This is a genomic window from Streptomyces sp. NPDC046939 (genome assembly GCF_040644575.1).
Classification (GTDB): domain Bacteria; phylum Actinomycetota; class Actinomycetes; order Streptomycetales; family Streptomycetaceae; genus Streptomyces.
This window is the reverse complement of sequence record NZ_JBEYWV010000001.1, coordinates 45,550-66,542: the sequence shown is the minus strand read 5'-3', so window position 1 is coordinate 66,542 and position 20,993 is coordinate 45,550. Positions and strand designations below refer to the sequence as shown.

Here is a 20,993-nt window from a genome sequence, read left to right as displayed (position 1 = left end):
TCTTGAAGCCATCCCCCCAACTCGCACCTCCCATGTCTTCACTTTTCGGCGCGCCCCGGACAGGCGCGATCCCCCTACCCGAAGAGATGTGATCCCCCATGCGCATACCCCTGCGCCACAAACTCCCCCTGGCCGCCGCCGCGCTCCTGTGTCTGGGCGCCGGTCTGCTGCCGTCCGCGCAGGCCGCCGACACCGGCGCCGCCGCGGTCACCTTCGCCGACGAGTTCGACGGGCCCGCGGGCTCCGCGGTCGACGGTTCGAAGTGGCAGACCGAGACCGGCGACAACGTCAACAACCACGAGCGGCAGTACTACACCTCCGGCAACAGCAACGCGGCGCTCGACGGCCAGGGCCACCTGGTCATCACCGCCCGCAAGGAGAACCCCGGCAACTACCAGTGCTGGTACGGCACCTGCCAGTACACCTCGGCGCGCCTGAACACCTCGGGCAAGTTCTCGACGACGCACGGCCACGTCGAGGCGCGGATGAAGATCCCGCGCGGGCAGGGCATGTGGCCGGCGTTCTGGATGCTCGGCGACGACCTCGGCTCGGTCGGCTGGCCGAACTCGGGCGAGATCGACGTCATGGAGAACGTCGGCTTAGAGCCGAACACCGTGCACGGCACGATCCACGGCCCCGGCTACTCCGGCTCGGGCGGCATCGGCGCGCCCTACTCGCTCCCCGGCGGCCAGACGTTCGCGGACGACTTCCACACCTTCGCCGTCGACTGGACGCCGAACTCCATCAAGTGGTCGGTGGACGGCACGGTCTACCAGACGCGCACGCCCGCCGACGTCGGCGGCAACCAGTGGGTCTTCGAGAAGCCGTTCTTCGTCATCCTGAACCTGGCGGTCGGCGGCGACTGGCCGGGCGACCCGGACGGCAACACGCGGTTCCCGAACCACCTCGTCGTGGACTACGTGCGCGTCTCCAGCTGAGGGCGGACAAGGAAACGGCCCCGCTCGGTCCTCCCGTGTCACGGGGAGGGGGTGAGCGGGGCCGTGACCCGTCTCAGGCCGACGCGCGGCACTCCGGGTGGCCCCAGCCGTCGGGGTTCTTGGCGATCTCCTCGCCCGCGCCGTACGAGCGTCCGCAGCGGCAGCGGCCGGGGAACTTCGCCTTGAGCGTGCGCGAGGAGCCGCCCGCCGAACCCGCCGCGCCCGAGGTGCGCTTCTTGGCGGTGGCGGCCCGGGTCGAGCCGCCGGACGCCTTGCCCGCCGCCTTCTTCGTCGACGGGGCCGAGGGCGGCGGCGCGGGCGAGCCGAGGGCGCTGCCCGCGTCCTGCTGCTGGACGGCGGCCTGGCTGGCGGCGCGGTCGGCGAAGTCGTTGAGCGGGTCGCCGTCGACCTGGTGCGCGGGCACGTACGTGAACTCGACCTTGCGGCCTTCGAGCAGCGCGTCGATCCGGGCGACCAGCTCCTGGTTGGCGACGGGCTTGCCGGACGCCGTCTTCCAGCCCTTGCGCTTCCAGCCGGGCAGCCACGTGGTGACGGCCTTCATCGCGTACTGGGAGTCCATCCGGACCTCGAGCTCCACCTCGGGGGCGACGGTGGTCAACAGCCGCTCCAGGGCGGTGAGTTCGGCGACGTTGTTGGTCGCCGTGCCCAGCGCGCCGGCCTCCCACTGCACGGGCCGCTCGTCACTGTCCGCGACGACCCATGCCCATCCCGCGGGTCCGGGGTTTCCTTTCGACGCGCCGTCACACGCGGCGATCACACGTTCTGCCATGCCTCGATCATGCCAGGGTCCGCGCCCGATCGAGGATTGCTGACGTGTCCACGCCGAGAGGAAGCGTGCCGAAGGCCACACCCCAGTCCCGGTCGAGCCGCGAGGCGCAGAACGCGTCCGCGACGGCCGGTGCCCCGTGCCGGACGAGGAGGGAGCCCTGGAAGACGAGGGCGAGCGTCTCCACGAGGCGGCGGGCGCGGAACTGGAGCGCGTCGGGGTCGCTGCCGAGCGCGGCGAGGTCCTTGCGGAGCCGGGCCGCGGCCTCGTCCAGCCGCCGGTCGGCGCCCGCCGCCAGGTCCACCTCCGCGAAGTACGCCTCGACGGTCGCGGGCTGCCGGGCCATGGCGCGCAGCACGTCGAGCGCGGCGACGTTGCCCGAGCCCTCCCAGATCGAGGGCAGCGGGGCCTCCCGGTACAGGCGCGGCATGCCGGAGTCCTCGACGTAGCCGTTGCCGCCGAGGCATTCCAGGGCCTCGGCGGCGTGCGCGGGGGCGCGCTTGCACACCCAGTACTTGGTGACGGCGAGCGCGAGGCGGCGCAGGTGGTCCTCGGAGTCGTCGCCGCGCGCGGAGCGGTCGACGGCGCCCGCGAGGCGGAGCGCGGCCACGGTGGCGGCCTCCGCCTCGACGGCCAGGTCGGCGAGGACGTTGACCATCAGCGGCTGTTCGACGAGCCGGGCCCCGAAGGCGCTGCGGTGCGTGGCGTGGTGCACGGCCTGGACGAGGCCCTGGCGCATCCCGGACGCGGAGCTGACGGCGCAGTCGAGGCGGGTCATGTTGACCATCTTGATGATGGTGGCGACGCCCCGGCCCTCCTCGCCGACGAGCGTGCCGAGCGCGCCCTCGTACTCGATCTCGGAGGAGGCGTTCGAGCGGTTGCCGAGCTTGTCCTTGAGGCGCTGGAGACGGATCGCGTTGCGGGTCCCGTCGGGCAGGACGCGCGGCACGAGGAAGCAGGAAAGGCCGCCGGGCGCCTGGGCGAGCGTGAGGAAGACGTCGGACATCGGCGCGGACGTGAACCACTTGTGGCCGGTCAGCGCGTACTGCCCCGGCTCCCCCGTCGGCACCGCGCGGGTGGTGCCCGCGCGGACGTCGGAGCCGCCCTGCTTCTCCGTCATCGACATCCCGGCGATGATCCCGCGCTTGCCGGTGGGCTCGCGCAGCCCGAAGTCGTAGACGCCGGAGGTGAGCAACGGCTCGTACACGGCGGCGAGACCGGGCGAGGTGCGCAGGGCGGGGACGGCCGCGTACGTCATGGAGACCGGGCAGAGGTGGCCCGGGTCGGCCTGCCCCCACACGTAGACCTTGGCGGCGCGGGCGACGTGGGCGCCCGGCCGGGTGTCGGCCCAGGGCGCGGCGTGCAGGCCGCGCTCCACGGCGACGGTCATCAGCCGGTGCCAGTACGGGTGGAACTCGACCTCGTCTACGCGGTGGCCGTAGCGGTCGTGGGTGTGCAGCTCGGGGTGGTTCCGCTCGGCGAGCCGCCCCCACTCCTGGGCCTCCTCGGAACCGGCGAGGGTGCCGAGGTCGTGCAGCTCGGGCTCGGCCCAGGCGGCGCCCTCGCGGCGCAGCGACTCCAGGAGGGCGGGGTCGGCGGCGACGTCGTGCCCGGTCAGCGGCGGCACCTGGTTGAGGACTTCATGCGTGGTCGGCATCGACGGCTCCCAAGGTTCCAAGGGCTCGCAGGGTGAAGGTGAGCAGGGCGGGGACGGCGTCGGGGCCGCGCTCCGGGTCCGAGAGCGGCCCGATGAGCGCCTCGGCGCCCGCGCCGACCAGTGCGGCGGCCGTCAACTGCGCGTCCTGCGGCGGCAGTTGGCCTTTCCGTACGCCGTCGGCGATGTGCTCGGCGAACACGTCGCGGAACGCGCGCCGGAACACCAGCCGCTCGGCGTCCACCGCCGGGTCGACGGGCTCGGCGAGGAGCGCGTACGCCAGACGCGGCGACTTCAGGGCGCGGCGCGCGAACGTCTCCACGACGGCGACGACCCGCTCCGCCGGGGTCGCCGCGGGCCGGGCCGCCGCCTCCCGCACCGCGGCCACCTCGCGGGTGACGACGCGCCGGAACAGCTCGACGGACAGCTCGGCCTTGCTGGGGAAGTGCCGGTACACGCTGCCGGTGGCGATGCCCGCGCGCGCGGCGACGGCGGACATGGAGCAGCCCGCGTACCCGTGCTCGGCGAGCAGCGCGGTGGCCGCGTCGAGGACGGTGGCGCGCTGGGCGTCGATACGGGCCTGGACGGCAGGGGTTCGTCGGTACGGCACCTAAGGAGTGAAGCACTGATTCATTGCTTCAACAAGGGGCGTGGCACATCCCGGGCCCCTGCTTCGGGCCGCGAGCCCGGGGGTCAGTCGGTGAGATCGATCCGTACGGTCAGGAGCTGGGTGCCGAAGGCGCGGACGGCAACGCTGTTGTAGCGGGGAAGCCGCTTGAGGCGGGCGCGGGCGTCGTCCTCCGGCAGCAGGTGCGCGGTGCCGTGGTGCCAGCGGCCGCGCAGCCGGACCCGGACCTTCGGGTCGGCCTGGATGTTGCGCACGTACTGCGAGGCGAACCCGAACTCGGACACCAGCCAGAACGCGTCGCCGACGCGGCGCCCGCCGACCGGCGTGCGGCGCGGCAGGCCCGAGGTGCGGCCGGTCGTCTCGATGATCACCTGCCCCGGCATCCGGAGCGAGACGGGGTTGGCGACCCGGCGCTGGAACGTCGTGACGATGCGGTGCTTGATCTCCTCGGAACGCGACATGGCGGCACTGTAGCGGGGGTTGTCCCCAGGGCGGATCGACCGGGTGGCCCGATGGTGCCGGGCGGGTACGGTCGGCGATCGTCGTGTCCCACGACATCGGTCCGAAACCGGTTCGGACCGGGGCACGGGGAGACGATGACGGTGGGACGGAAGCGGTACAGGACGGCGACGGCCCTCGTGGCGCTGGCGCTCACGGGCGGCGCGGTGACGCCCGCGGTCGCGGCCGGACGGCCGGCCGCGGCGGGCGCCGAGGGTGTGTGGCGGGTGAACGGCTACGGCGCGGTCCTGTCGGTCACCGGCGGGCGGCTGCGCGAGTACCAGACGTCGGAGGCGGGCTGCGTGCCGGGCGACACCGCGCGCCGGACGGGCCCGGGCGCGTACACGGACGGCGAAGGGGCCGTCTACCGGCTCACGGCGCGGGCGGGGTCGGGCGGGACGCTGAGGATCGACGGATCGCCCGGCCACCGGGAACTGCGCCGCCTGGCCGCGCTGCCGCGGGAGTGCGCGCACAAGCTGCCGGCCGACCCCGTGACGTCGTTCGACGTCTTCTGGCAGTCCTTCGAGGAGAACTACCCCTTCTTCGCCGCGAAGGGCGTCGACTGGCACGCCGTACGCGACACCTACCGGCCCCGGATCACCTCCCGCACGACCCGCGACGAACTCTTCGCCGTGTTCAGCGAGATGGTGGCGCCGCTGTACGACGCGCACGTCGCCGTCATCGACGGCGACCGGTACTTCGCCCAGGTACGGCCGGGCACCACGGCGCCCAGCGCCGAACTGGACGCCAAGGTCAAGAAGTACGTCGTACGGCGCGACCTCGGCGGCAGGCCGCTGCGGGAGTATGCGAGCGGCCGGGTCAGCTACGCGGACCTGCCCGGCGGCCAGGGCTATCTGCGCATCTCCGGGTTCGCGGGCTACGCGGGCCAGGAGCGCTCGTACGCCGCCCATGCCGCGCAGCTCGACAAGGCGCTCGACGCGGTGCTCAGCCGCGAGCGGGTCGCCTCGCTCAAGGGGCTCGTCATCGACCTGCGGATCAACGGCGGCGGCTACGACGCGCTCGGCCTGCGCATCGCCCAGCGCCTCACGGACACCCCGTACGTCGCCTACCGCAAGCGCACGCAGTACACCCGGCCGCAGCCGATCACCGTGGAGCCCGCGCGGGGCGTCCCCCGGTACACGGGCCCGGTCGCCGTCCTGACCGGGGGCTCGACCGTCAGCGCGGGCGAGACGTTCACACAGGCGCTGATCGACCGGCCGCACCGGACGGTGCGGGTCGGTGAGGCGACCCAGGGCGTCTTCTCCGACGTCATGGGGCGCGAACTGCCGAACGGGATGGAGGCCGCGCTCCCGAACGAGCTGTTCGTGGACCGCTCGGGGCGGACCTTCGACGGCACCGGCGTCCCGCCGCACGTGCGGACGCCCGTCTTCACGGACGAGGAGTTCGAGAAGAACCGGGACTCGGCGTTCGACGCCGCCGTCGCGCTGCTCGGGCGAGGGTGAGGCACGGGGGGACCGCGCCGTAGAGTGCTCCGGTGATCTTCGTCCCGGTTTCCCGTCGGCTGTCCGCCCTGTGCCTCGTCCTGGCCGCCGCCCTGCTGTCCGCCTGTTCTTCCTCGTCCTCGTCGTCCTCGTCGTCGCCGGGTTCCGGGGAGCGTTCGTCGCACGTCGAGCGGCCCGCCGCCGACATGGACTTCGACTACCAGATCGGCGGCGCCTACCCGCCGCCGTCCGGGGTGCGGGCGGTGGCCCGTGACCGGAGCGCGGCACCGGCGAAGGGGCTCTACAACGTCTGCTACGTCAACGCGTTCCAGGCCCAGCCCGACGCGCTGAAGTGGTGGCGGAGCAACCACCCCGACCTGCTGCTGCGCGACGCGGACGGCGATCTCGTCATCGACGAGGACTGGGACGAGGCGCTCCTCGACATCTCCACCGCCGACAAGCGCGAACGCGTCGGGAAGATCGTCGGGCCGTGGATCGACGGCTGCGCCGACCACGGCTACCAGGCCGTCGAACCCGACAACCTCGACTCCTTCGAACGCTCCGACGGCCTGCTCAAGCCCATGGACGCGGTCGCCTTCGGAAAGCTGATCGCCGAGCGCGCGCACGACGCCGGTCTCGCCGTCGGCCAGAAGAACACCGCCGAACTCCTCCCCCGGCACACCGCCATGGGCTTCGACTTCGCCGTCGCCGAGGAGTGCGCCCGCTACGACGAGTGCGGGGACTACGCGGACGCCTACGACGACCGGGTCTTCGTCATCGAGTACCGTGCCGCCGACTTCTCGCGCGCCTGCGACGCCTGGGGCGAGCGGCTGTCGATCGTGCTGCGGGACCTCGACGTCTCGCCCGCGCGCGCGAAGGGGTACGTGCGCGAGTCCTGCTGAGCCGTCACGGCGCGGGGGACGCGGAGCCGAGGGCGTCCAGGCGGCGCTGGATCGCCTCCAGCGCGCCGGGGCGGCGGCCCGGGACCTGGTGGCGCAGCGCCGCGAGCGCGGTCGCTCGCGCCTTCGCGGCGGCCGGGTGGGCGATCTGCTCCCACTGGTGGTGGGCCCGGTCGACGGCCGCCTCCACGTCCTCGTCGCTCCGTGCCTCACCGCGCGCGAGCCGCGCCTGGGCGACCGCCGTCCACAGCTCGCAACTGCGCGGCGCGTCCTGGGCGAGGCGCGCCAGGTCCGCCCGCACCTCCAGCCAGTGGATGGCCTCCGGCGAACCGGCGCCGTGCGTGCGCAGCGCCTCGCTCTCCCACATCGCCGCTATGGCGGCGGCCTCACTGTGCCGGCCGGCCTGCGCGGCGGCGAGCAACGCGGGGTGCGGGTCGCTTCCGGCGGTGGCCGGGGCCTCCTGGGGCGGCACCGACGGGGGCGCGGGCTGTGCGGGGACCGCCGGGGCGGGTGTGCTCGGCGGGGCCGGGGGCGTCGCCGGGTAGTGCGTGTCCTGGGCCAGGAACAGGGCGTCCGGCGGGCCCGCGTGCAGGGCGACGGCCTCGTGGAGGCGGGCCCGGGTGGGTCGTTCGCCGGAGCGCCAGATGTCGGCGTAGGACTTGAGGTAGTCGGGGGTGGCGACAGTGCGGCGGGGCGGCGGCGGGGCCACACGCCCGTACAGGCGTACCCCGTGGCCGAGACCGAGGCCGCCGGTGCGGACGTGCTGCCAGGCCGCCGCGTCGGTGACGAGGTCGACGACGACGCTCGTGGTGTGCGGGCGGCGCAGGGCGAGTTCGCCGGTCAGCCAGTGCCAGGGCAGGGCCGTGTAGCGCAGGGTGGACGGGGTGGTGCGGGCCAGCGCGAGGTGGAGCAGGCTCTGCCGGTGGTCGAGGTGCAGTTGCCCGGCGACGTACAGGTGCAGCGGTCCGGGCTGCGCGGCGGCCGTACGGATGCGGGTGAGGACGGCCTGCGGGTCGAGCGGGTCGGCGAGTTCGACGACGGTGGCCGCCGCCGTGCCGGTGAGGGCGCTCGGCGGGACCGCCGCGAGCGCCGGCAGCACCGCCGCCGCGTCGATGAGGCACCCCTTGCCCGCGGGGGCCGCCGCGAGCAGCAGTGCCGTCCCCGGCTCGGTGGGGTGTTCCTCGTGGATGCCTTGCGCGTTGATCACACCAGCACCGTAACCGCTGTCCGCCACGGGCCGCGCCCCGCTCATCCGGCCCCGGCCACTTCCGGGTCGGTGCGCAGCGCCGCGCACAGCCAGTCGTGCGCGGCGCCCATCGTCGGGGGCGCGGCGGGGTCGAGGGCGGCCGTGAGCTGCCAATAGCGGTCCACGGACCGGTCCGTCGTACCAGCCAGGACCGTGGACAGGTGGCGTCTGAACGCGGCCGTGTCCCGGGTGTGCCGCGCCTCCGCGTGGGCGCCGACGAACGCGTCGAGCACGGGTCCGGGCGCGGGGGCGCGGTCCGCGCCGACGGCGGCGGCCCCCAACGCGTAGGCCGGGCCCAGCCCTTCGTACAGGGCGACGGGGTCGCAGCCGAGGTCGCGGGCGGGCGGTACGGGCGCCGGGGCGGTGCGGGCCAGGGCGTGCAGGCGGGCGTAGGCGAGCAGACGGTCGGGGGCGGGGTCGGGGGCCGGGGCGCGTACGGCGGCGTCGACGATGGCCGTGGCGAGGCGGCGGGGCAGACGGCGCAGCGGCAGCCGGCGGCGCCAGAACCGGGCGAACTCCGTGGTGTCGGGCGGGAGCGGCGCGGCGGCGAGCACGGCGAGCCGGTCGGCGCGCTCCGCGTCGGTCGCGGACTCCTCGACGAGGCGCAACGCGCTCTCGCGCCAGCGCAGCGCGGTGAGTTCGCCGCGGACACCGGTGAGGCGGCGGGCGACCGCGTCCCGCAGGGCGCCGTCCTCCTTCAGCGCGCGCTCAATGTCGGGCAGCGGCACGTCGAGGGCGCGCAGAGCGCGGATCGTGCGCAGGTGCCCGAGCGCGTCGGCGCCGAAGCGGCGATGGCCTCCCGAACTGCGCGGGAGCTGCGGGAGAAGGCCCCGGTCCGCGTAGAAACGGACGGTCTTCACGGTCGTGCCCGCGCGCTCGGCGAGTTCGCCGATGCCCATGACGCCCTGCTCGTCGTGCGCGTCGTCCCTCACCCTTGAACCTCCCTCCGGGGGAGTTCCTACGGTACGGCGCCACGGGGGCACACGTATCGAGGACCAAGAAGGGCACATGCATCATGACGGCATACGTACTGGTGTCGGGGGGTTACACGGCGGGCTGGATCTGGCGGGACGTCGCGGCGGCGCTGCGCGCGGACGGGCACCAGGTGTTCCCCGCGACGCTGACGGGCCTCGGCGACCGGCGCCACCTGGCCACACCCGACACGGACCTGGACACACACATCGAGGACCTGGTGCAGCTCGTCGACCATGTCGAGGAGCCCGAGGTCGTGCTCGTCGGGCACTGCTACGGCATCCACCCGGCGCTCGGCGCCGCCTCGCGCCGCCCCGAGCGGATCGCGCGCCTCGTCTACCTCGACGCGGGGCTGCCCGGTGACGGGGACAGCGGCATGGACCTCGTGACCGAGGACGTGCGGGAGTATCTGTTCGAGCGGGCCCGTACGGAGGGCGACGGGGTGCGCGTGCCCCCGCCGGAGCTGTCGGAGCAGCGGGTCTGGGGTGACCTCCAGGACCTCGGCCCCGCGGAGCGCGAACAGCTCGCCGGCTTCGCGGCGCCGATGCCGCTCGGTGTGCTCACGCAGCCGTTGCGGATGGAGTCGGCGCTGCCGCCCGAGCTGCCGACGACCGGGATCTTCTGCACGCTCGGCGGCGGCCCGGGCATCGCGACGATCGCCGGGCTCGTGGCGACGGGCGAGCCGCGGTTCGCCGCGCTGGCACGGCCGACGGTCGGGTACTTCGAGCTGGCGACCGGGCACTGGCCGATGCTGTCCGCGCCGCTCGACCTGGCGAAGGTCCTGGTACGGGCCGCCGCGGACGAGGGCGAGCGGCTGTCGCCCGGGGCGCCGCCGGCCGTCTGAACGTGCGGATGCCCGTCCGGCCCGTGAAGCTGGGAGGCATGGACAGAGCGGACGGACTGGACGGGTACCCCACGGTCGTCGTGCACGCGACGCAGCCCGGCGGGCGGCGCGTCACCGTCCACGGCGAGGACGCCGGGCTGGCGACCTCGCGCGCGGACGTCGTGGAGCTGCTGCGGCGCGCCGGGTTCGAGGACGCGCGCCTCGACGACCCGGACTTCATCGAGTGGCGGGGCGGCGGCAACGCGGTCTGGCCCGCGCTGACCTCCAGCCCCGACGACGGCATCTGAACCCGCGCGCCGCCGGGCCCTAGCGGTAACCGGTGGTGTCGGCGGGCTTCCCGGTGTCCTGGACCTCGACGAGGTAGCGCCAGGCGTCGGGCCTGCTGCCGTCGAGGTCCGTGAAGCCGTAGAGCTGGGCGAGGCCGCCGCTGGAGAGCGAGGTCCCGTTGAAGCGGGCCACGTCCGGGTCGGCGGCGAGGGCGGCGACCGCGCGGCCGACGTAGCGCGGGGTCTCGGAGATCGCGAAGTGCGGCTGGTCCTTGAGCGCGTCGCGCCAGGTGTCCTCGGTGACGCCGAACGCGTCGAGCATGATCTCCGAACGCATCCAGCCCGGGGTGAGGGCGACGGCGGTGGCGCCGCGCGGGCCCAGCTCGTGGCCGAGGGCGAACGCCATCCGCAGCACGGCGCTCTTCGCCAGGTCGTAGAAGAAGGAGTTGCGGTAGTTCGCGGTGTTGTACTCGGCGGTGCCGTCCGTCATCTCGACGACCAGGCCGCCCGGGGTGCGCAGCAGCAGCGGCAGCGCGAAGTGGCTGGTGATGGCGTGTGTCTCGACGGCGAGCCGGTGCAGCTTGAGCCCGTCGCCGAGGTCGTGCTCCCAGACCGGCTTGTCCCAGGCGAAGAGGTGTTCCCCGCCCCAGATGTCGTTGACGAGGACGTCGAGGCGGCCCTGCTCACGGTCGACGCGCTCGATCAGGGCGCGGACCTGGTCCGGCTCCAGGTGGTCGGTGGGGACGGCGATCCCCTGTCCGCCCGCCGCCGTGACCAGGTCCGCGGTGTCCTCGATGGTCTCGGCGCGGTCGTACTCGGAGCGCCGCGCGCGCGTCGTGCGTCCCGTGACGTACACGGTGGCGCCCGCCGCGCCCAGCTCCACGGCGATGCCGCGCCCCGCGCCCCGCGTCGCTCCCGCGACGAGAGCGACCTTGCCGCTCAGCGGCGCCTGCCCGTCCTGTTGCCCGGGTACGTACGTCACGTCCGACTCCTCTGCTCGCACCGGCGCCGAACTCCGACGCCCGCACCGAGCATCCCCAACAATCACGACACCTTCTGTCCGCCTTTCCGGAAAACCCCTGACCGAGAGGGCCGAGAGGGCCGAGAGGTCCGGGAGACCGGGAAGGCGGACAGCAGGAGAACCGTCAGGCGGCGCGGCGGGCCCGGGAGCCGTGGCGGCGGACGATGTCCGCGTACCGGTGCCCGCTGCCCTTGATGGTGCGCTTCTGCGTCGCGTAGTCGACGTGGACGAGGCCGAACCGCTTGTCGTAGCCGTAGGCCCACTCGAAGTTGTCCAGGAGCGACCAGGCGAAGTACCCGGCGAGCGGGGCGCCCTTGCGGACCGCGCGGGCGCAGGCCGCGATGTGGTTCACGAGGTACTCCTCGCGCTCCGGGTCGTCGACCGTGCCGTCGGGGCGGACGACGTCCGGGTAGGCCGAGCCGTTCTCCGTGATGTACAGCTTGCGGGCGCCGTACTCGTGGGTGAGGCGGAGCAGCAGGCTCTCGATGCCGTTGGCGTCGACCTCCCAGTCCATGCCGGTGCGCGGGACGCCGAGGCGGCGCACGGCGTCCGCGTAGGGGGCGGGGCCCGTCGGGTGGTCGGCGATGGCGGACGGGAAGTAGTAGTTGAGGCCCAGCCAGTCCAGGGGCTCGGCGATGGTCGCCAGGTCGCCCGCCTTCTCGGGGAGCTCGACCCCGTACACCTTCAGCATGTCGGCGGGGAAGCCGCGGCCGTGCACCGGGTCGAGCCACCAGCGGTTGGAGTGGCCGTCCATGCGGCGGGTCGCGGCGATGTCCTCGGGGCGGTCGGTGGCGGGTTCGAGGTAGGCGAGGTTGTTGACGATGCCGACCTCGGCGCCGGGCACGGCCGCGCGGATCGCCTGCGTGGCGAGGCCGTGGCCGAGGAGCAGGTGGTAGGAGGCCTGGACGGCGGCGGTGAGGTCGGTCCAGCCGGGCGCCATGCGGCCTTCGAGGTGGCCGATCCACGCGGAGCACAGCGGCTCGTTGAGCGGCGTCCAGTGCTTCACGCGGTCACCGAGGCGCTCGGCGACGACGGCCGCGTACGCCGCGAAGTGCTCGGCGGTCTCGCGGGCGGGCCAGCCGCCGCGGTCCTGGAGCACCTGCGGCAGGTCCCAGTGGTAGAGGGTGACGGAGGGGGTGATGCCCTCGGCGAGCAGCGCGTCGATGAGCTGGTCGTAGAAGTCGAGGCCCTTGGCGTTGACGGCGCCGTCGCCGCCGGGCACGATGCGCGGCCAGGCGACCGACAACCGGTAGGCGTTGGTGCCCAGTTCGCGCATGAGGCCGATGTCGTCGCGCCAGCGGTGGTAGTGGTCGCAGGCGATGTCGCCGTGGTCGTCGTTGTCGACCTTGCCGGGGGTGTGGGAGAAGGTGTCCCAGATGGAGGGCGAGCGGCCGTCCTCGGCGGCGGCGCCCTCGATCTGGTACGCGGACGTGGCCGTGCCCCACAGGAAGTCGTGCGGGAAGGCGGCGAGGTCAAGGGGGTCGGACACAGGGTTCCTTTCAGAGGTCACGAAGGCGCGCTCACTTGACGGCACCGGCGGTCAGGCCGGTGACGAGGTAGCGCTGGAGCAGCAGGAAGCCGGCGACGACGGGCACGCTGACGACCAGGGACGCGGCCATGATCTGGTTCCAGTACACGTCGTTGAGGTTGGCGTAGGCGCCGAGGCCGACGGAGAGGGTGCGGGTGGTGTCGTTGGTCATGACGGAGGCGAAGAGGACCTCGCCCCAGGCGGTCATGAAGGAGTAGACGGCGACCGCGACGATGCCGGGGATGGCGGCGGGCACGATGATGCGGAACAGCGCGCCGAGCGGTCCGCAGCCGTCGACGAGTGCGGCCTCGTCGAGGTCGCGCGGCACCGACTCGAAGTACCCGATCAGCATCCAGATCGAGAACGGCAGCGTGAACGTCATGTAGGTGAGGATCAGTCCGCCGCGCGAGCCGAACAGGGCGATCCCGGTGGCGTTGCCGATGTTGACGTAGATGAGGAACAGCGGCAGCAGGAAGAGGATGCCGGGCAGCATCTGCGTGGACAGGACGGTCACCGTGAAGACGCGCTTGCCGCGGAAGCGGTAGCGGCTGACCGCGTAGGCGGCGAAGACGGCGATGACGACCGAGCAGACCGTCGCCGCGCCCGCGACGATCACCGAGTTCATGAAGTACTTGGCGAGCGGGACGGTCGACCAGATGTCGATGTAGGGGCGGATGGTGAGGCCGCTCGGGATCCAGCGGAACTCGCCCTGCACGTCCTGGAGCGGCTTGAGCGAGCTGGACACCATGACGAACACGGGCAGCAGCACGAAGGACGCGAGGAGCGTCAGGAAGATCCGGCGGGACCACACGAAGGAGCGGGGCGCCGCCATCGGCGACCGGTGCCGCGCGGGGGTGGCCAACTGGGTGTCAGACATCGGCGGTCTTCCTTCCCCGCGAGGTGAGCGCCAGGTACACGCCCGTCACGACGAGCAGGAACAGCAGGAGCAGGACGGACATGGCGGAACCCGTGCCGAAGTTCCAGGTGACGAACGACGACTGGTAGATGTGGACCGAGATGAGGTCCGCGGCCTCGGGCGCCGCCTTGCCGAACATCACGTACGGCGTGTTGAAGTCGTTGAACGTCCACAGGAACAGGACGAGGACGAGGACCTGGTTGACGGGGCGCAGGGACGGCAGCGTGATGCGGCGCAGTTGCTGCCACAGTCCGGCGCCGTCGAGGGCGGCGGCCTCGTACATCTCCTTCGGGATGTTCTGGAGTCCGGCCATCACGATGAGGAAGGCGAACGGCCAGCCCTTCCACACGGAGACGGTGAGCAGCGCGTAGAAGCTGTTGTCGCCGATGAGCCAGAACGAGGGCTTGTCGGTGACGCCGAGCTGGTCGTGCAGGACGTGGTTCACCAGGCCGTTGTCGTGCTGGAACATGAAGACCCAGGTGATGACGGCGGCGTAGACGGGCAGCGCGTACGGGATGAGGAAGAGGGCGCGCAGGATGCCGCGTCCCTTGAACGTCTCCTGCATGTAGACGGCGGCGGCCGTGCCGATGGCCCAGCACAGGCCGACGGAGAGGACGGTGAACAGGCAGGTGACGAAGAAGGAGTGGAGCAGGGCCTGGCCGACCGGGGCGTCGAAGTCGACGGCGATCTTGAAGTTGTCGAGCCCCGCCCAGGGGGCCGTGCCCCAGTCCCGGATGTAGAACTGGGTGAGTTCGCGGAAGCTCATCACGATCCCGATGACCATCGGGATCAGGTGCACGAGGAGTTCGAGGGCCAGGGCCGGCAGGAGGAGCAGGTACGGCAGGCCGATCCGGCGGATCCGCCCGGGGCGGCGGCTCTTGCCGCGCGCCGCCCCGGGGGAGTTCTTGCCGGGGGCCCGCCCCTCCCCCGCCTCGGTGGCGGGGGTGGTGGCGGTCGTGGTCATGACGGTCTCCGCACTCACTTGTTCGGCATCGACTGCTGCGCCTTGGTCAGCGCGGCCTTCACGGACTCCGTGGTGACCGGCTTGCCGGCGGCTGCGTCCGCGAAGAGCTCCTTCACGGCGGTGCCGACGGCGGTCTCGAACTGCGACTCGTCGGCGACCTGCGGCAGCGGGGCCGCGCTCTTGGCGAGGGTGTCCTTGAGGACGGAGGTGGCCTGCGCGTTGAACGCCGGGTCGGACTGGGCTTCCTTGACCGGCGGGATCGAGCCGTAGGTCTTGTTGAGGAGCGTCGACTCCTCCTTGCTGGTCATGAACTTGACGAACTTGGTGGCGCCGTCGAGGTTCTTGGTGTTCTTGAAGACGGCGATGTTGATGCCGGCGACCATGGAGTTGACGGACTGGCCCTGGCCCGGGGTGCCGGACTGGACGGGCGCGGGCACCACGCCGTAGTCGCTGTCCTTCATGCCCTGCGACTTGAAGGTGGAGGCGGCGGCCTGCCACAGCACCATCGCGGTCTTGTTCTTGGAGAAGTCGCTGAGGGACTGGTTCTGCGCGTACTCGGCGTTGCCGGGCGCGATGATCTTGTCCTTGGCCATCAGGTCGACGTACTGCTTGACGGCCTTGACGGCGCCGTCGGAGGTGAAGTCCGGCTTGCCGTCGGCGGTGAACCAGTCGGCGCCGTGCTGCTTGGCGAGGACGAAGACCTGGTGGATGTTGTTGGAGAGGTTGGAGCCCTCGGCGGCGAGGCCCCACTTGCCGTCCTTGGAGATCTTCTTGCCCGCGGCGACGATCTCGTCCCAGGTGGCCGGGGGCTTGGTGATCCCCGCGTCCTTGAACATCTTCTTGTTGTAGTAGAGCGCGTAGGACATCGAGTAGAGCGGGACCGCGGCCGGGTCCTTGCCCTCGGCGCCGGCCGAGCCGAGCGCGGACTCGACGAAGCGGTCCTTGCCGCCGATCTTCTCGAAGTTCTTCGCGTCCCAGGGCAGCAGCGCGCCGCTGGCCTGGAGGGAGGCGCTCCAGGTGTTGCCGATGTTGAGGACGTCGGGGCCCTGGCCCGAGGTGGTCGCGGTGAGGATCCGGTTGAGCAGGTCCGACCACGGGATGACTTCGAGCTTGACCTTGATGCCGGTCTGCTGCTCGAACTTGTCGAGCTCGGGCTGGAGGACCTTCTTGTCGACCGAGATGCTGGCGCCCTGGTTCGACGCCCAGTACGTCAGGGTCTTCGGGGAGTCGTTGGACCCGCCGCCCGAGGACGAGCCGCCGCCGCAGGCGGTCGCGGCGAGGGCGAGCGAGAGGGTGGCGGCGCCGACGGCTGCGGCTCGGATTCTGCTCATGGCTCCAGGTGTCCCTTATCCGGAGGACCCCCGACAGGCTTCGACAAATGAACGCCGTCAGGGCTTAATTTAGGCTGTGAGTTAAGCCGCACAAGAAGAGGGCGTCAAGGGATCGGACACGGGTATCTTGCGCGAGGCGGGGGATGTCGGCGCCCACTGGGCGCAGGGAGAGGGAGAACATGGCCGGGCGGAACGGGCGTACGGTGCACGACCTGCGGCGCGAGAATCGCGCGGCCCTTTTGCAACAGTTGTATTTCGATGGCCCGCTGAGCCGGTACGAGCTCGGCCCGGCCACCGGGCTGAGTTCAGGTTCCGTCAGCAATGTGGTGGCCGAGCTGGCCGCCGAGGGCCTGGTCGAGGAGGCGGGCAGCGTCGAGTCCGACGGGGGGCGCCCGCGTACGCTGTTGCGGATCGCCCCGGACTGCGGCCTGCTCATCGGCGTGGACGTCGGCGAGAACCTGGTCCGTGTCGAGTTGTTCGACCTGGTCCTCACCGAACTCGCGCGCGTGGAGCTGCCGTTGGCCGAGCGCGACCGGTACGACGTCGATCTCGTCGTCCGCCACATCCGCGACGGCATCGCCGACGTCCTGGCGGCTGCGGACGCCGACCCCGGGCAGTTGCTCGGCGTCGGTGTGGGCGTGCCCGGCATCGTGGCGCGCGAGCCGGAGCGCGGGGCGGTCGTGCACGGCCAGACGATCGGCTGGCCCGAGGTCCCCCTTGAGCAGTTGCTCCGCGAGGGCTCTCAACTCCCGCCCGAGGTCCCGTACTTCATCGACAACGGTGCCAAGACGCTCGGCCAGGCGGAGATGTGGTTCGGCGCCGGCCGCGGCGCGGGCAGCGCGGTCGTCGTCCTCTTCGGCTCGGGCGTCGGCGCGTGCGTCGTCGCCGAGGACGGGGCGGAGGGCCGGGCGGTCGAGTGGGGCCATTTGACCGTACGCGTACGGGGGCGGCGCTGCCGCTGCGGGGCGCTCGGCTGCCTGGAGGCGTACGCGGGGGCGCAGGCCCTCGTCGAACGGTGGCGGGAGGCGGGCGGGGCGCCGAGCGGGGACGGCGGGGAGGAGGCGGCGCTGACCGAACTCCTCGAAACGGCCTACGGGGACCCGGGCTCCGGCCCCACTCCGCGGGAGCGGGACCTGGCGCTCTCCGTCCTGGAGGAGACCGCCGAGTACCTGGGGGCGGGGCTGTCCGACCTGATCAACCTCTTCCAGCCCGAACGCATACTCATCGGCGGCTGGGCGGGGCTCCGCCTCGGCCCCCGCTTCCTGGACTCGGTCCGCCGCCACATCGGGACGTACGCCCTGCACTACCCGGTCGGCCGCGTCGGCGTCGAGCTGGGCCGCCTCGGCCCGGACGCGGTGACGGTCGGCGCGGCCACGCTCCCCCTCTCGGCGTTCTTCGCCCGGGGCGGCCGCCGGGCGGAACCGGCCCCGGCGCAGGAACTCCCCGGCTGGCGGCGGGCGTTGGTGGCGCGGCGCGGCGTGCGGAGCCGTGTTCCGGCGGCGAGCCAGGAGGTGGCGCCGTAAGCCGGTCGGCGCAAGCACACCCCGCGTGCTTGGATGAGGCGTGCGAGAGACGAACGGGCACAGCGCGCCGCAGGTGAGGGCGCGGCTGGCGGAGGACATGGCGGGGTGTGTCGCCGCGCTGCGGGCGGTGCACGAGCGGGACCGGTACCCGGTGCGGTGGCCGTCCGATCCCGCGCGCTGGCTGGCCCATGACGCGGACGGCGCGGGGTGGGTCGCGCACCGGGACGGGCGGATCGTCGGGCATGTGCTGCTCGTGCCGCCCGACGGGGGCGATGTGGCACCCGGCCTGCTCGCGCCCGGCACACCGGTGGCCGTGGTCAGCCGCCTGTTCGTCGACCCCGCCGCGCGGGGGCAGCGGATCGGCGCGTCGCTGCTCGAACGGGCCGCGCGCGAGGCCCGGCGGCGCGGGGTCCGAGCCGTCCTGGACGTCGTCTCCACCGACAGCGCGGCCATCGCCCTGTACGAGCGCCTCGGCTGGGAGTTCCTCGCCATGGGGCAGCAGGAGTGGGGGCCGGGCGAGGTGGTCGACGTGCGGTGCTATGCGGCGCCGCCCGCCTGACAGGGCCGGTCCGCGCGCCCGGATGCGCGGGTGGTTCGACTCAGGATATGCTCTTATGTCCGCATTTCTTACGGAGTGCGGTTCCGCCCCACGCGGTCCGTCCCACGCCATGAACTGGGGGCTCCGATGCGCGCATGTTCCCGTCTCGTCACGGCGACCGCCGTCGCCGTCACCGCCCTCGCCGCCCCGGTCGCCGCCTCCTCGGGCGTGTCGGCGGCGACGCTCCCCCGCTGCGCCGAGAAGGACCTGACGCTGCGCGCCGAGCCGTCCGACGGCAGCGACGGCGTACTGAAGCTGAGCGTGCGCAACGACTCGGGGCGAGCCTGTCTCGTCGACCGCGTGCCGACCGTCACCTACGGCGATCTCGACGGCGCCGCGCTGCCGGTGCCGGCCGTCCCGCACGCGGGGCGCGAGCTCGCCGCGCACACCACCGTGTACGCGGCGGTCCGCTCCCTGTCGGACGCGAAGGACGCCGAGGACGAGGCCCGTACCGTGCTCACGGTGCATGTGGTCACCGTCCCCGACCACGACGGGCGGACGTTCCAGGCGCTGAAGCTGGGCGCCCCGGCCGGGGTGCGCGTCTACGAGCCCGTGACGACCGTGTGGCAGCCGTCCGCGCGCCGGGCCGAGACGGTCCTGGAGGAGCAGACGACCGGCCGGGGCACGATCGCCGCCTGATCCCTCCCGGGGCCCGTGTGAGGGACCGGACGCACTCCGTCACTTCCTGAAACGCCAACTGCCCGTTGTGCGCGCTATGTTGCGTGTGCACCCCGCGATCTCTCCGAACTTCGGTCACAACTCTTGACGCCCGTGTCCCACACCTGAAACATGCCTGGCCAAGAGAGCGCTCCCCCACCCCCACTCGTTCACTTCATGAACCAGGAGAGCCGCGTGTCCGACCTCCCCCCACGCCCCGCACGCACCACACGCCCCACCCGCCGTACGGTCCTCGGCGCGACGGCCGCCGTCGCCGCGGCGGTGCCCGTGCTCGGCACGGCCGTCGCCTCGGCGGCCGAAACCTCCGCCGCCTCCCCCAAGGCGAAGGTGGCCGGCGGCGGTGACCTCGGCCCCAACGTCATCGTCTTCGACCCGTCCACCCCCGGCATCCAGGCCAGGCTCGACGAGATCTTCAAGCAGCAGGAGTCGGCCCAGTTCGGCGCCGGACGCTACGCGCTGCTGTTCAAGCCGGGCACCTACAACGGGCTCAACGCGCAGCTCGGCTTCTACACCTCGATAGCCGGGCTCGGCCTCTCCCCCGACGACACGACCATCAACGGGGACGTGACGGTCGACGCGGGCTGGTTCAACGGCAACGCCACCCAGAACTTCTGGCGCAGCGCGGAGAACCTCGCCCTCGTGCCCGTCAACGGCACGAACCGGTGGGCGGTCGCGCAAGCCGCGCCCTTCCGCCGGATGCACGTACGCGGCGGGCTCAACCTGGCGCCCGACGGCTACGGCTGGGCGAGCGGCGGCTACATCGCCGACAGCCGGATCGACGGCAAGGTCGCCCCGTACTCGCAACAGCAGTGGTACACGCGTGACTCATCCGTCGGCGGCTGGGAGAACGCCGTCTGGAACATGGTGTTCTCCGGCGTCGAGGGCGCGCCCGCGCAGAGCTTCCCCAACCCGCCCTACACCACGCTCGACACGACGCCGGTCTCCCGCGAGAAGCCGTTCCTGTACCTCGACGGCGCGGACTACAAGGTGTTCCTGCCGGAGAAGCGGACGAACGCGCGCGGCACGAGCTGGGGCAACGGCACCCCGCGCGGTACATCGGTGCCGCTCGACCGGTTCTACGTGGCGAAGCCCGGCGACAGCGCGGCCACGATCAACACGGCACTCTCCGAGGGCCTGCACCTCCTGCTGACCCCCGGCGTCTACCACCTGGACGCGCCGATCCGGGTCGACCGCGCGGGCACGGTCGTCCTCGGCCTCGGCTATGCCACGCTCATCCCGGACGGCGGCGCCACCGCGGTCAAGGTCGCGGACGTGGACGGGGTGCGGCTCGCCGGGTTCCTGATCGACGCGGGCACGGTCAACTCCGAGACGCTGCTCGAAGTCGGCCCGCGCGGCGCGTCGGCGGACCACTCGGCGGACCCGATCACCGTGCAGGACGTGTTCGTGCGGATCGGCGGCGCGGGCGCGGGCAAGGCCACCACCAGCATGGTGATCAACGCGCGGCACACGATCGTCGACCACACCTGGGTGTGGCGCGCCGACCACGGCGAGGGCGTCGGCTGGGAGACCAACCGCGCGGACTACGGCGTCGTCGTCAACGGCGACGACGTTCTCGCGACCGGCCTGTTCGTCGAGCACTTCAACAAGTACGACGTGCAGTGGAACGGCGAGCGCGGGCGCACGATCTTCTACCAGAACGAGAAGGCGTACGACGCGCCCGACCAAGCCGCCATCCAGAACGGCTCGGTGAAGGGCTTCGCCGCGTACAAGGTCGCGGACTCCGTGACCACGCACGAGGGCTGGGGCCTCGGCTCGTACTGCAACTACACTTCCGACCCGACGATCCGGCAGGGCCACGGCTTGGCCGCGCCGAACACATCAGGCGTGAAGTTCCACGGCCTGCTGGTCGTCTCGCTCGGCGGCAAGGGACAGTACGACCACGTCATCAACGACATCGGAGCCGCCACCTCGGGCGACTCCACGGTGCCGTCGACGGTGGTGTCATACCCCTGACATCCGCTCCTCCGTACGGGGGCGGGCCGCGCCGATCAGCGACTCGTCGTGGACCCGGGCGCCGGGCAGCCGGTGCCGGGCCGCGACGAGCGCGCTGTCGATGTCACGGGTGCCGGTGGCGACGCAGAGCGTGTAGGACACGTCGTCGAGGCGGCGGCGCGCCTCCGGGGCGCCCTCCCCGGCGTCGAGCACACTGAGCGTCTCGTACTCGCGGACGAGATCGGCCAGCAGGGCGGGGTGGGCCAGCAGCATCGTCGGGGCTCCTTGTCGTCGTGGTGTCCACGCC

General features: G+C 72.5%; 21 protein-coding genes. 9 read left to right on the top strand and 12 right to left on the bottom strand.

The features are described 5' to 3' along the window. Positions 1–98: 98 nt before the first annotated feature. The gene (locus tag ABZ877_RS00280; protein ID WP_361061759.1) at positions 99–938 is read left to right on the top strand and encodes a glycoside hydrolase family 16 protein; all 840 of its coding nucleotides are present in this window, start codon (positions 99–101) and stop codon (positions 936–938) included. Between the two features lie 73 nt (positions 939–1,011). Here the strand turns inward: ABZ877_RS00280 and ABZ877_RS00275 are convergent, their stop codons facing one another. The 4 genes from ABZ877_RS00275 to ABZ877_RS00260 all read right to left on the bottom strand — a co-directional run bounded on the left by ABZ877_RS00275 (position 1,012) and on the right by ABZ877_RS00260 (position 4,468). Further along, on the bottom strand, positions 1,012–1,728 hold the full coding sequence (locus tag ABZ877_RS00275) for a ribonuclease H (RefSeq protein WP_361061757.1): 717 nt from the start codon (positions 1,726–1,728) through the stop codon (positions 1,012–1,014). Between the two features lie 7 nt (positions 1,729–1,735). Continuing rightward, positions 1,736–3,382: an acyl-CoA dehydrogenase family protein gene (locus ABZ877_RS00270; protein WP_361061754.1), complete on the bottom strand. Its 1,647-nt coding sequence runs from the start codon at positions 3,380–3,382 to the stop codon at positions 1,736–1,738. Beyond that, entirely contained in the window at positions 3,366–3,989 is a 624-nt protein-coding gene (locus ABZ877_RS00265) for a TetR/AcrR family transcriptional regulator (RefSeq protein WP_361061751.1), read from the bottom strand. The genes ABZ877_RS00270 and ABZ877_RS00265 overlap by 17 nt, the downstream gene beginning before the upstream one ends. Before the next feature lie 83 nt (positions 3,990–4,072). Continuing rightward, a complete protein-coding gene (locus ABZ877_RS00260; RefSeq protein ID WP_361061748.1) occupies positions 4,073–4,468 on the bottom strand; it encodes a nitroreductase/quinone reductase family protein in 396 nt (131 codons plus the stop codon). Between the two features lie 135 nt (positions 4,469–4,603). Between ABZ877_RS00260 and ABZ877_RS00255 the strand changes: the two genes are divergently transcribed. Further along, on the top strand, positions 4,604–5,968 hold the full coding sequence (locus tag ABZ877_RS00255; RefSeq protein ID WP_361061745.1) for a S41 family peptidase: 1,365 nt from the start codon (positions 4,604–4,606) through the stop codon (positions 5,966–5,968). Between the two features lie 32 nt (positions 5,969–6,000). Beyond that, a complete protein-coding gene (locus ABZ877_RS00250) occupies positions 6,001–6,849 on the top strand; it encodes an endo alpha-1,4 polygalactosaminidase (protein WP_361061742.1) in 849 nt (282 codons plus the stop codon). Positions 6,850–6,853: 4 nt separating this feature from the next. Here the strand turns inward: ABZ877_RS00250 and ABZ877_RS00245 are convergent, their stop codons facing one another. Both ABZ877_RS00245 and ABZ877_RS00240 read right to left on the bottom strand, forming a co-directional pair. Next, positions 6,854–8,053 (bottom strand): hypothetical protein, encoded by a 1,200-nt coding sequence (locus ABZ877_RS00245; protein WP_361061739.1) that lies wholly within the window; start codon positions 8,051–8,053, stop codon positions 6,854–6,856. A 41-nt stretch (positions 8,054–8,094) separates the two neighbouring features. Next, complete coding sequence (locus ABZ877_RS00240) at positions 8,095–9,024, bottom strand: MerR family transcriptional regulator (protein ID WP_361061736.1); 930 nt, start codon at positions 9,022–9,024, stop codon at positions 8,095–8,097. Positions 9,025–9,107: 83 nt separating this feature from the next. On the opposite strand from ABZ877_RS00240, the gene ABZ877_RS00235 reads away from it, so the two are divergent. Together ABZ877_RS00235 and ABZ877_RS00230 are read left to right on the top strand one after the other, a co-directional pair. Continuing rightward, entirely contained in the window at positions 9,108–9,908 is an 801-nt protein-coding gene (locus tag ABZ877_RS00235) for an alpha/beta hydrolase (protein WP_361061733.1), read from the top strand. A gap of 38 nt (positions 9,909–9,946) precedes the next feature. Next, positions 9,947–10,195 carry a hypothetical protein gene (locus ABZ877_RS00230; protein WP_361061730.1) on the top strand — a complete coding sequence of 83 codons (249 nt, stop codon included), beginning with the start codon at positions 9,947–9,949 and terminating at the stop codon, positions 10,193–10,195. Positions 10,196–10,214: 19 nt separating this feature from the next. Here ABZ877_RS00230 and ABZ877_RS00225 read toward each other — a convergent pair whose 3' ends face one another. From ABZ877_RS00225 to ABZ877_RS00205, 5 genes are all read right to left on the bottom strand, one after another. After that, positions 10,215–11,156 carry an SDR family oxidoreductase gene (locus ABZ877_RS00225; RefSeq protein WP_361061727.1) on the bottom strand — a complete coding sequence of 314 codons (942 nt, stop codon included), beginning with the start codon at positions 11,154–11,156 and terminating at the stop codon, positions 10,215–10,217. 163 nt (positions 11,157–11,319) lie between these two features. Continuing rightward, entirely contained in the window at positions 11,320–12,684 is a 1,365-nt protein-coding gene (locus ABZ877_RS00220) for a GH1 family beta-glucosidase (RefSeq protein WP_361061724.1), read from the bottom strand. 31 nt (positions 12,685–12,715) lie between these two features. Then, positions 12,716–13,600, bottom strand: a complete 885-nt coding sequence (locus ABZ877_RS00215) for a carbohydrate ABC transporter permease (protein ID WP_361061721.1) — start codon at positions 13,598–13,600, stop codon at positions 12,716–12,718. Further along, a complete protein-coding gene (locus tag ABZ877_RS00210; RefSeq protein ID WP_361061718.1) occupies positions 13,593–14,603 on the bottom strand; it encodes a sugar ABC transporter permease in 1,011 nt (336 codons plus the stop codon). The genes ABZ877_RS00215 and ABZ877_RS00210 overlap by 8 nt, the downstream gene beginning before the upstream one ends. Before the next feature lie 14 nt (positions 14,604–14,617). Continuing rightward, positions 14,618–15,934: a sugar ABC transporter substrate-binding protein gene (locus ABZ877_RS00205; RefSeq protein WP_361061715.1), complete on the bottom strand. Its 1,317-nt coding sequence runs from the start codon at positions 15,932–15,934 to the stop codon at positions 14,618–14,620. A gap of 179 nt (positions 15,935–16,113) precedes the next feature. Here ABZ877_RS00205 and ABZ877_RS00200 point away from each other — a divergent pair, with 179 nt between their 5' ends. The 4 genes from ABZ877_RS00200 (at position 16,114) to ABZ877_RS00185 (ending at position 20,707) form a co-directional block, all read left to right on the top strand. Next, the gene (locus ABZ877_RS00200; protein ID WP_361061712.1) at positions 16,114–17,457 is read left to right on the top strand and encodes an ROK family transcriptional regulator; all 1,344 of its coding nucleotides are present in this window, start codon (positions 16,114–16,116) and stop codon (positions 17,455–17,457) included. 40 nt (positions 17,458–17,497) lie between these two features. Then, a complete protein-coding gene (locus ABZ877_RS00195; RefSeq protein WP_361061709.1) occupies positions 17,498–18,016 on the top strand; it encodes a GNAT family N-acetyltransferase in 519 nt (172 codons plus the stop codon). 126 nt (positions 18,017–18,142) lie between these two features. Further along, entirely contained in the window at positions 18,143–18,694 is a 552-nt protein-coding gene (locus ABZ877_RS00190; protein WP_361061706.1) for a DUF4232 domain-containing protein, read from the top strand. A 195-nt stretch (positions 18,695–18,889) separates the two neighbouring features. Continuing rightward, positions 18,890–20,707 (top strand): coagulation factor 5/8 type domain-containing protein, encoded by a 1,818-nt coding sequence (locus tag ABZ877_RS00185; protein ID WP_361061703.1) that lies wholly within the window; start codon positions 18,890–18,892, stop codon positions 20,705–20,707. Here ABZ877_RS00185 and ABZ877_RS00180 read toward each other — a convergent pair. Beyond that, positions 20,696–20,959, bottom strand: a complete 264-nt coding sequence (locus ABZ877_RS00180; RefSeq protein WP_361061700.1) for a DUF5133 domain-containing protein — start codon at positions 20,957–20,959, stop codon at positions 20,696–20,698. The two genes, ABZ877_RS00185 and ABZ877_RS00180, sit on opposite strands and share 12 nt — an antisense overlap. Positions 20,960–20,993 lie beyond the last annotated feature (34 nt).

Bases quoted from the DNA above. Each gene is read 5' to 3' on its own strand.
- ABZ877_RS00260 (WP_361061748.1), bottom strand. From the start codon at position 4,468: ATGTCGCGTTCCGAGGAGATCAAGCACCGCATCGTCACGACGTTCCAG.
- ABZ877_RS00205 (WP_361061715.1), bottom strand. From the start codon at position 15,934: ATGAGCAGAATCCGAGCCGCAGCCGTCGGCGCCGCCACCCTCTCGCTC.
- ABZ877_RS00190 (WP_361061706.1), top strand. From the start codon at position 18,143: ATGCGCGCATGTTCCCGTCTCGTCACGGCGACCGCCGTCGCCGTCACC.
- ABZ877_RS00230 (WP_361061730.1), top strand. From the start codon at position 9,947: ATGGACAGAGCGGACGGACTGGACGGGTACCCCACGGTCGTCGTGCAC.
- ABZ877_RS00185 (WP_361061703.1), top strand. From the start codon at position 18,890: ATGAACCAGGAGAGCCGCGTGTCCGACCTCCCCCCACGCCCCGCACGC.
- ABZ877_RS00280 (WP_361061759.1), top strand. From the start codon at position 99: ATGCGCATACCCCTGCGCCACAAACTCCCCCTGGCCGCCGCCGCGCTC.
- ABZ877_RS00275 (WP_361061757.1), bottom strand. From the start codon at position 1,728: ATGGCAGAACGTGTGATCGCCGCGTGTGACGGCGCGTCGAAAGGAAAC.
- ABZ877_RS00200 (WP_361061712.1), top strand. From the start codon at position 16,114: ATGGCCGGGCGGAACGGGCGTACGGTGCACGACCTGCGGCGCGAGAAT.
- ABZ877_RS00215 (WP_361061721.1), bottom strand. From the start codon at position 13,600: ATGTCTGACACCCAGTTGGCCACCCCCGCGCGGCACCGGTCGCCGATG.
- ABZ877_RS00180 (WP_361061700.1), bottom strand. From the start codon at position 20,959: ATGCTGCTGGCCCACCCCGCCCTGCTGGCCGATCTCGTCCGCGAGTAC.
- ABZ877_RS00235 (WP_361061733.1), top strand. From the start codon at position 9,108: ATGACGGCATACGTACTGGTGTCGGGGGGTTACACGGCGGGCTGGATC.
- ABZ877_RS00210 (WP_361061718.1), bottom strand. From the start codon at position 14,603: ATGACCACGACCGCCACCACCCCCGCCACCGAGGCGGGGGAGGGGCGG.
- ABZ877_RS00255 (WP_361061745.1), top strand. From the start codon at position 4,604: ATGACGGTGGGACGGAAGCGGTACAGGACGGCGACGGCCCTCGTGGCG.
- ABZ877_RS00270 (WP_361061754.1), bottom strand. From the start codon at position 3,382: ATGCCGACCACGCATGAAGTCCTCAACCAGGTGCCGCCGCTGACCGGG.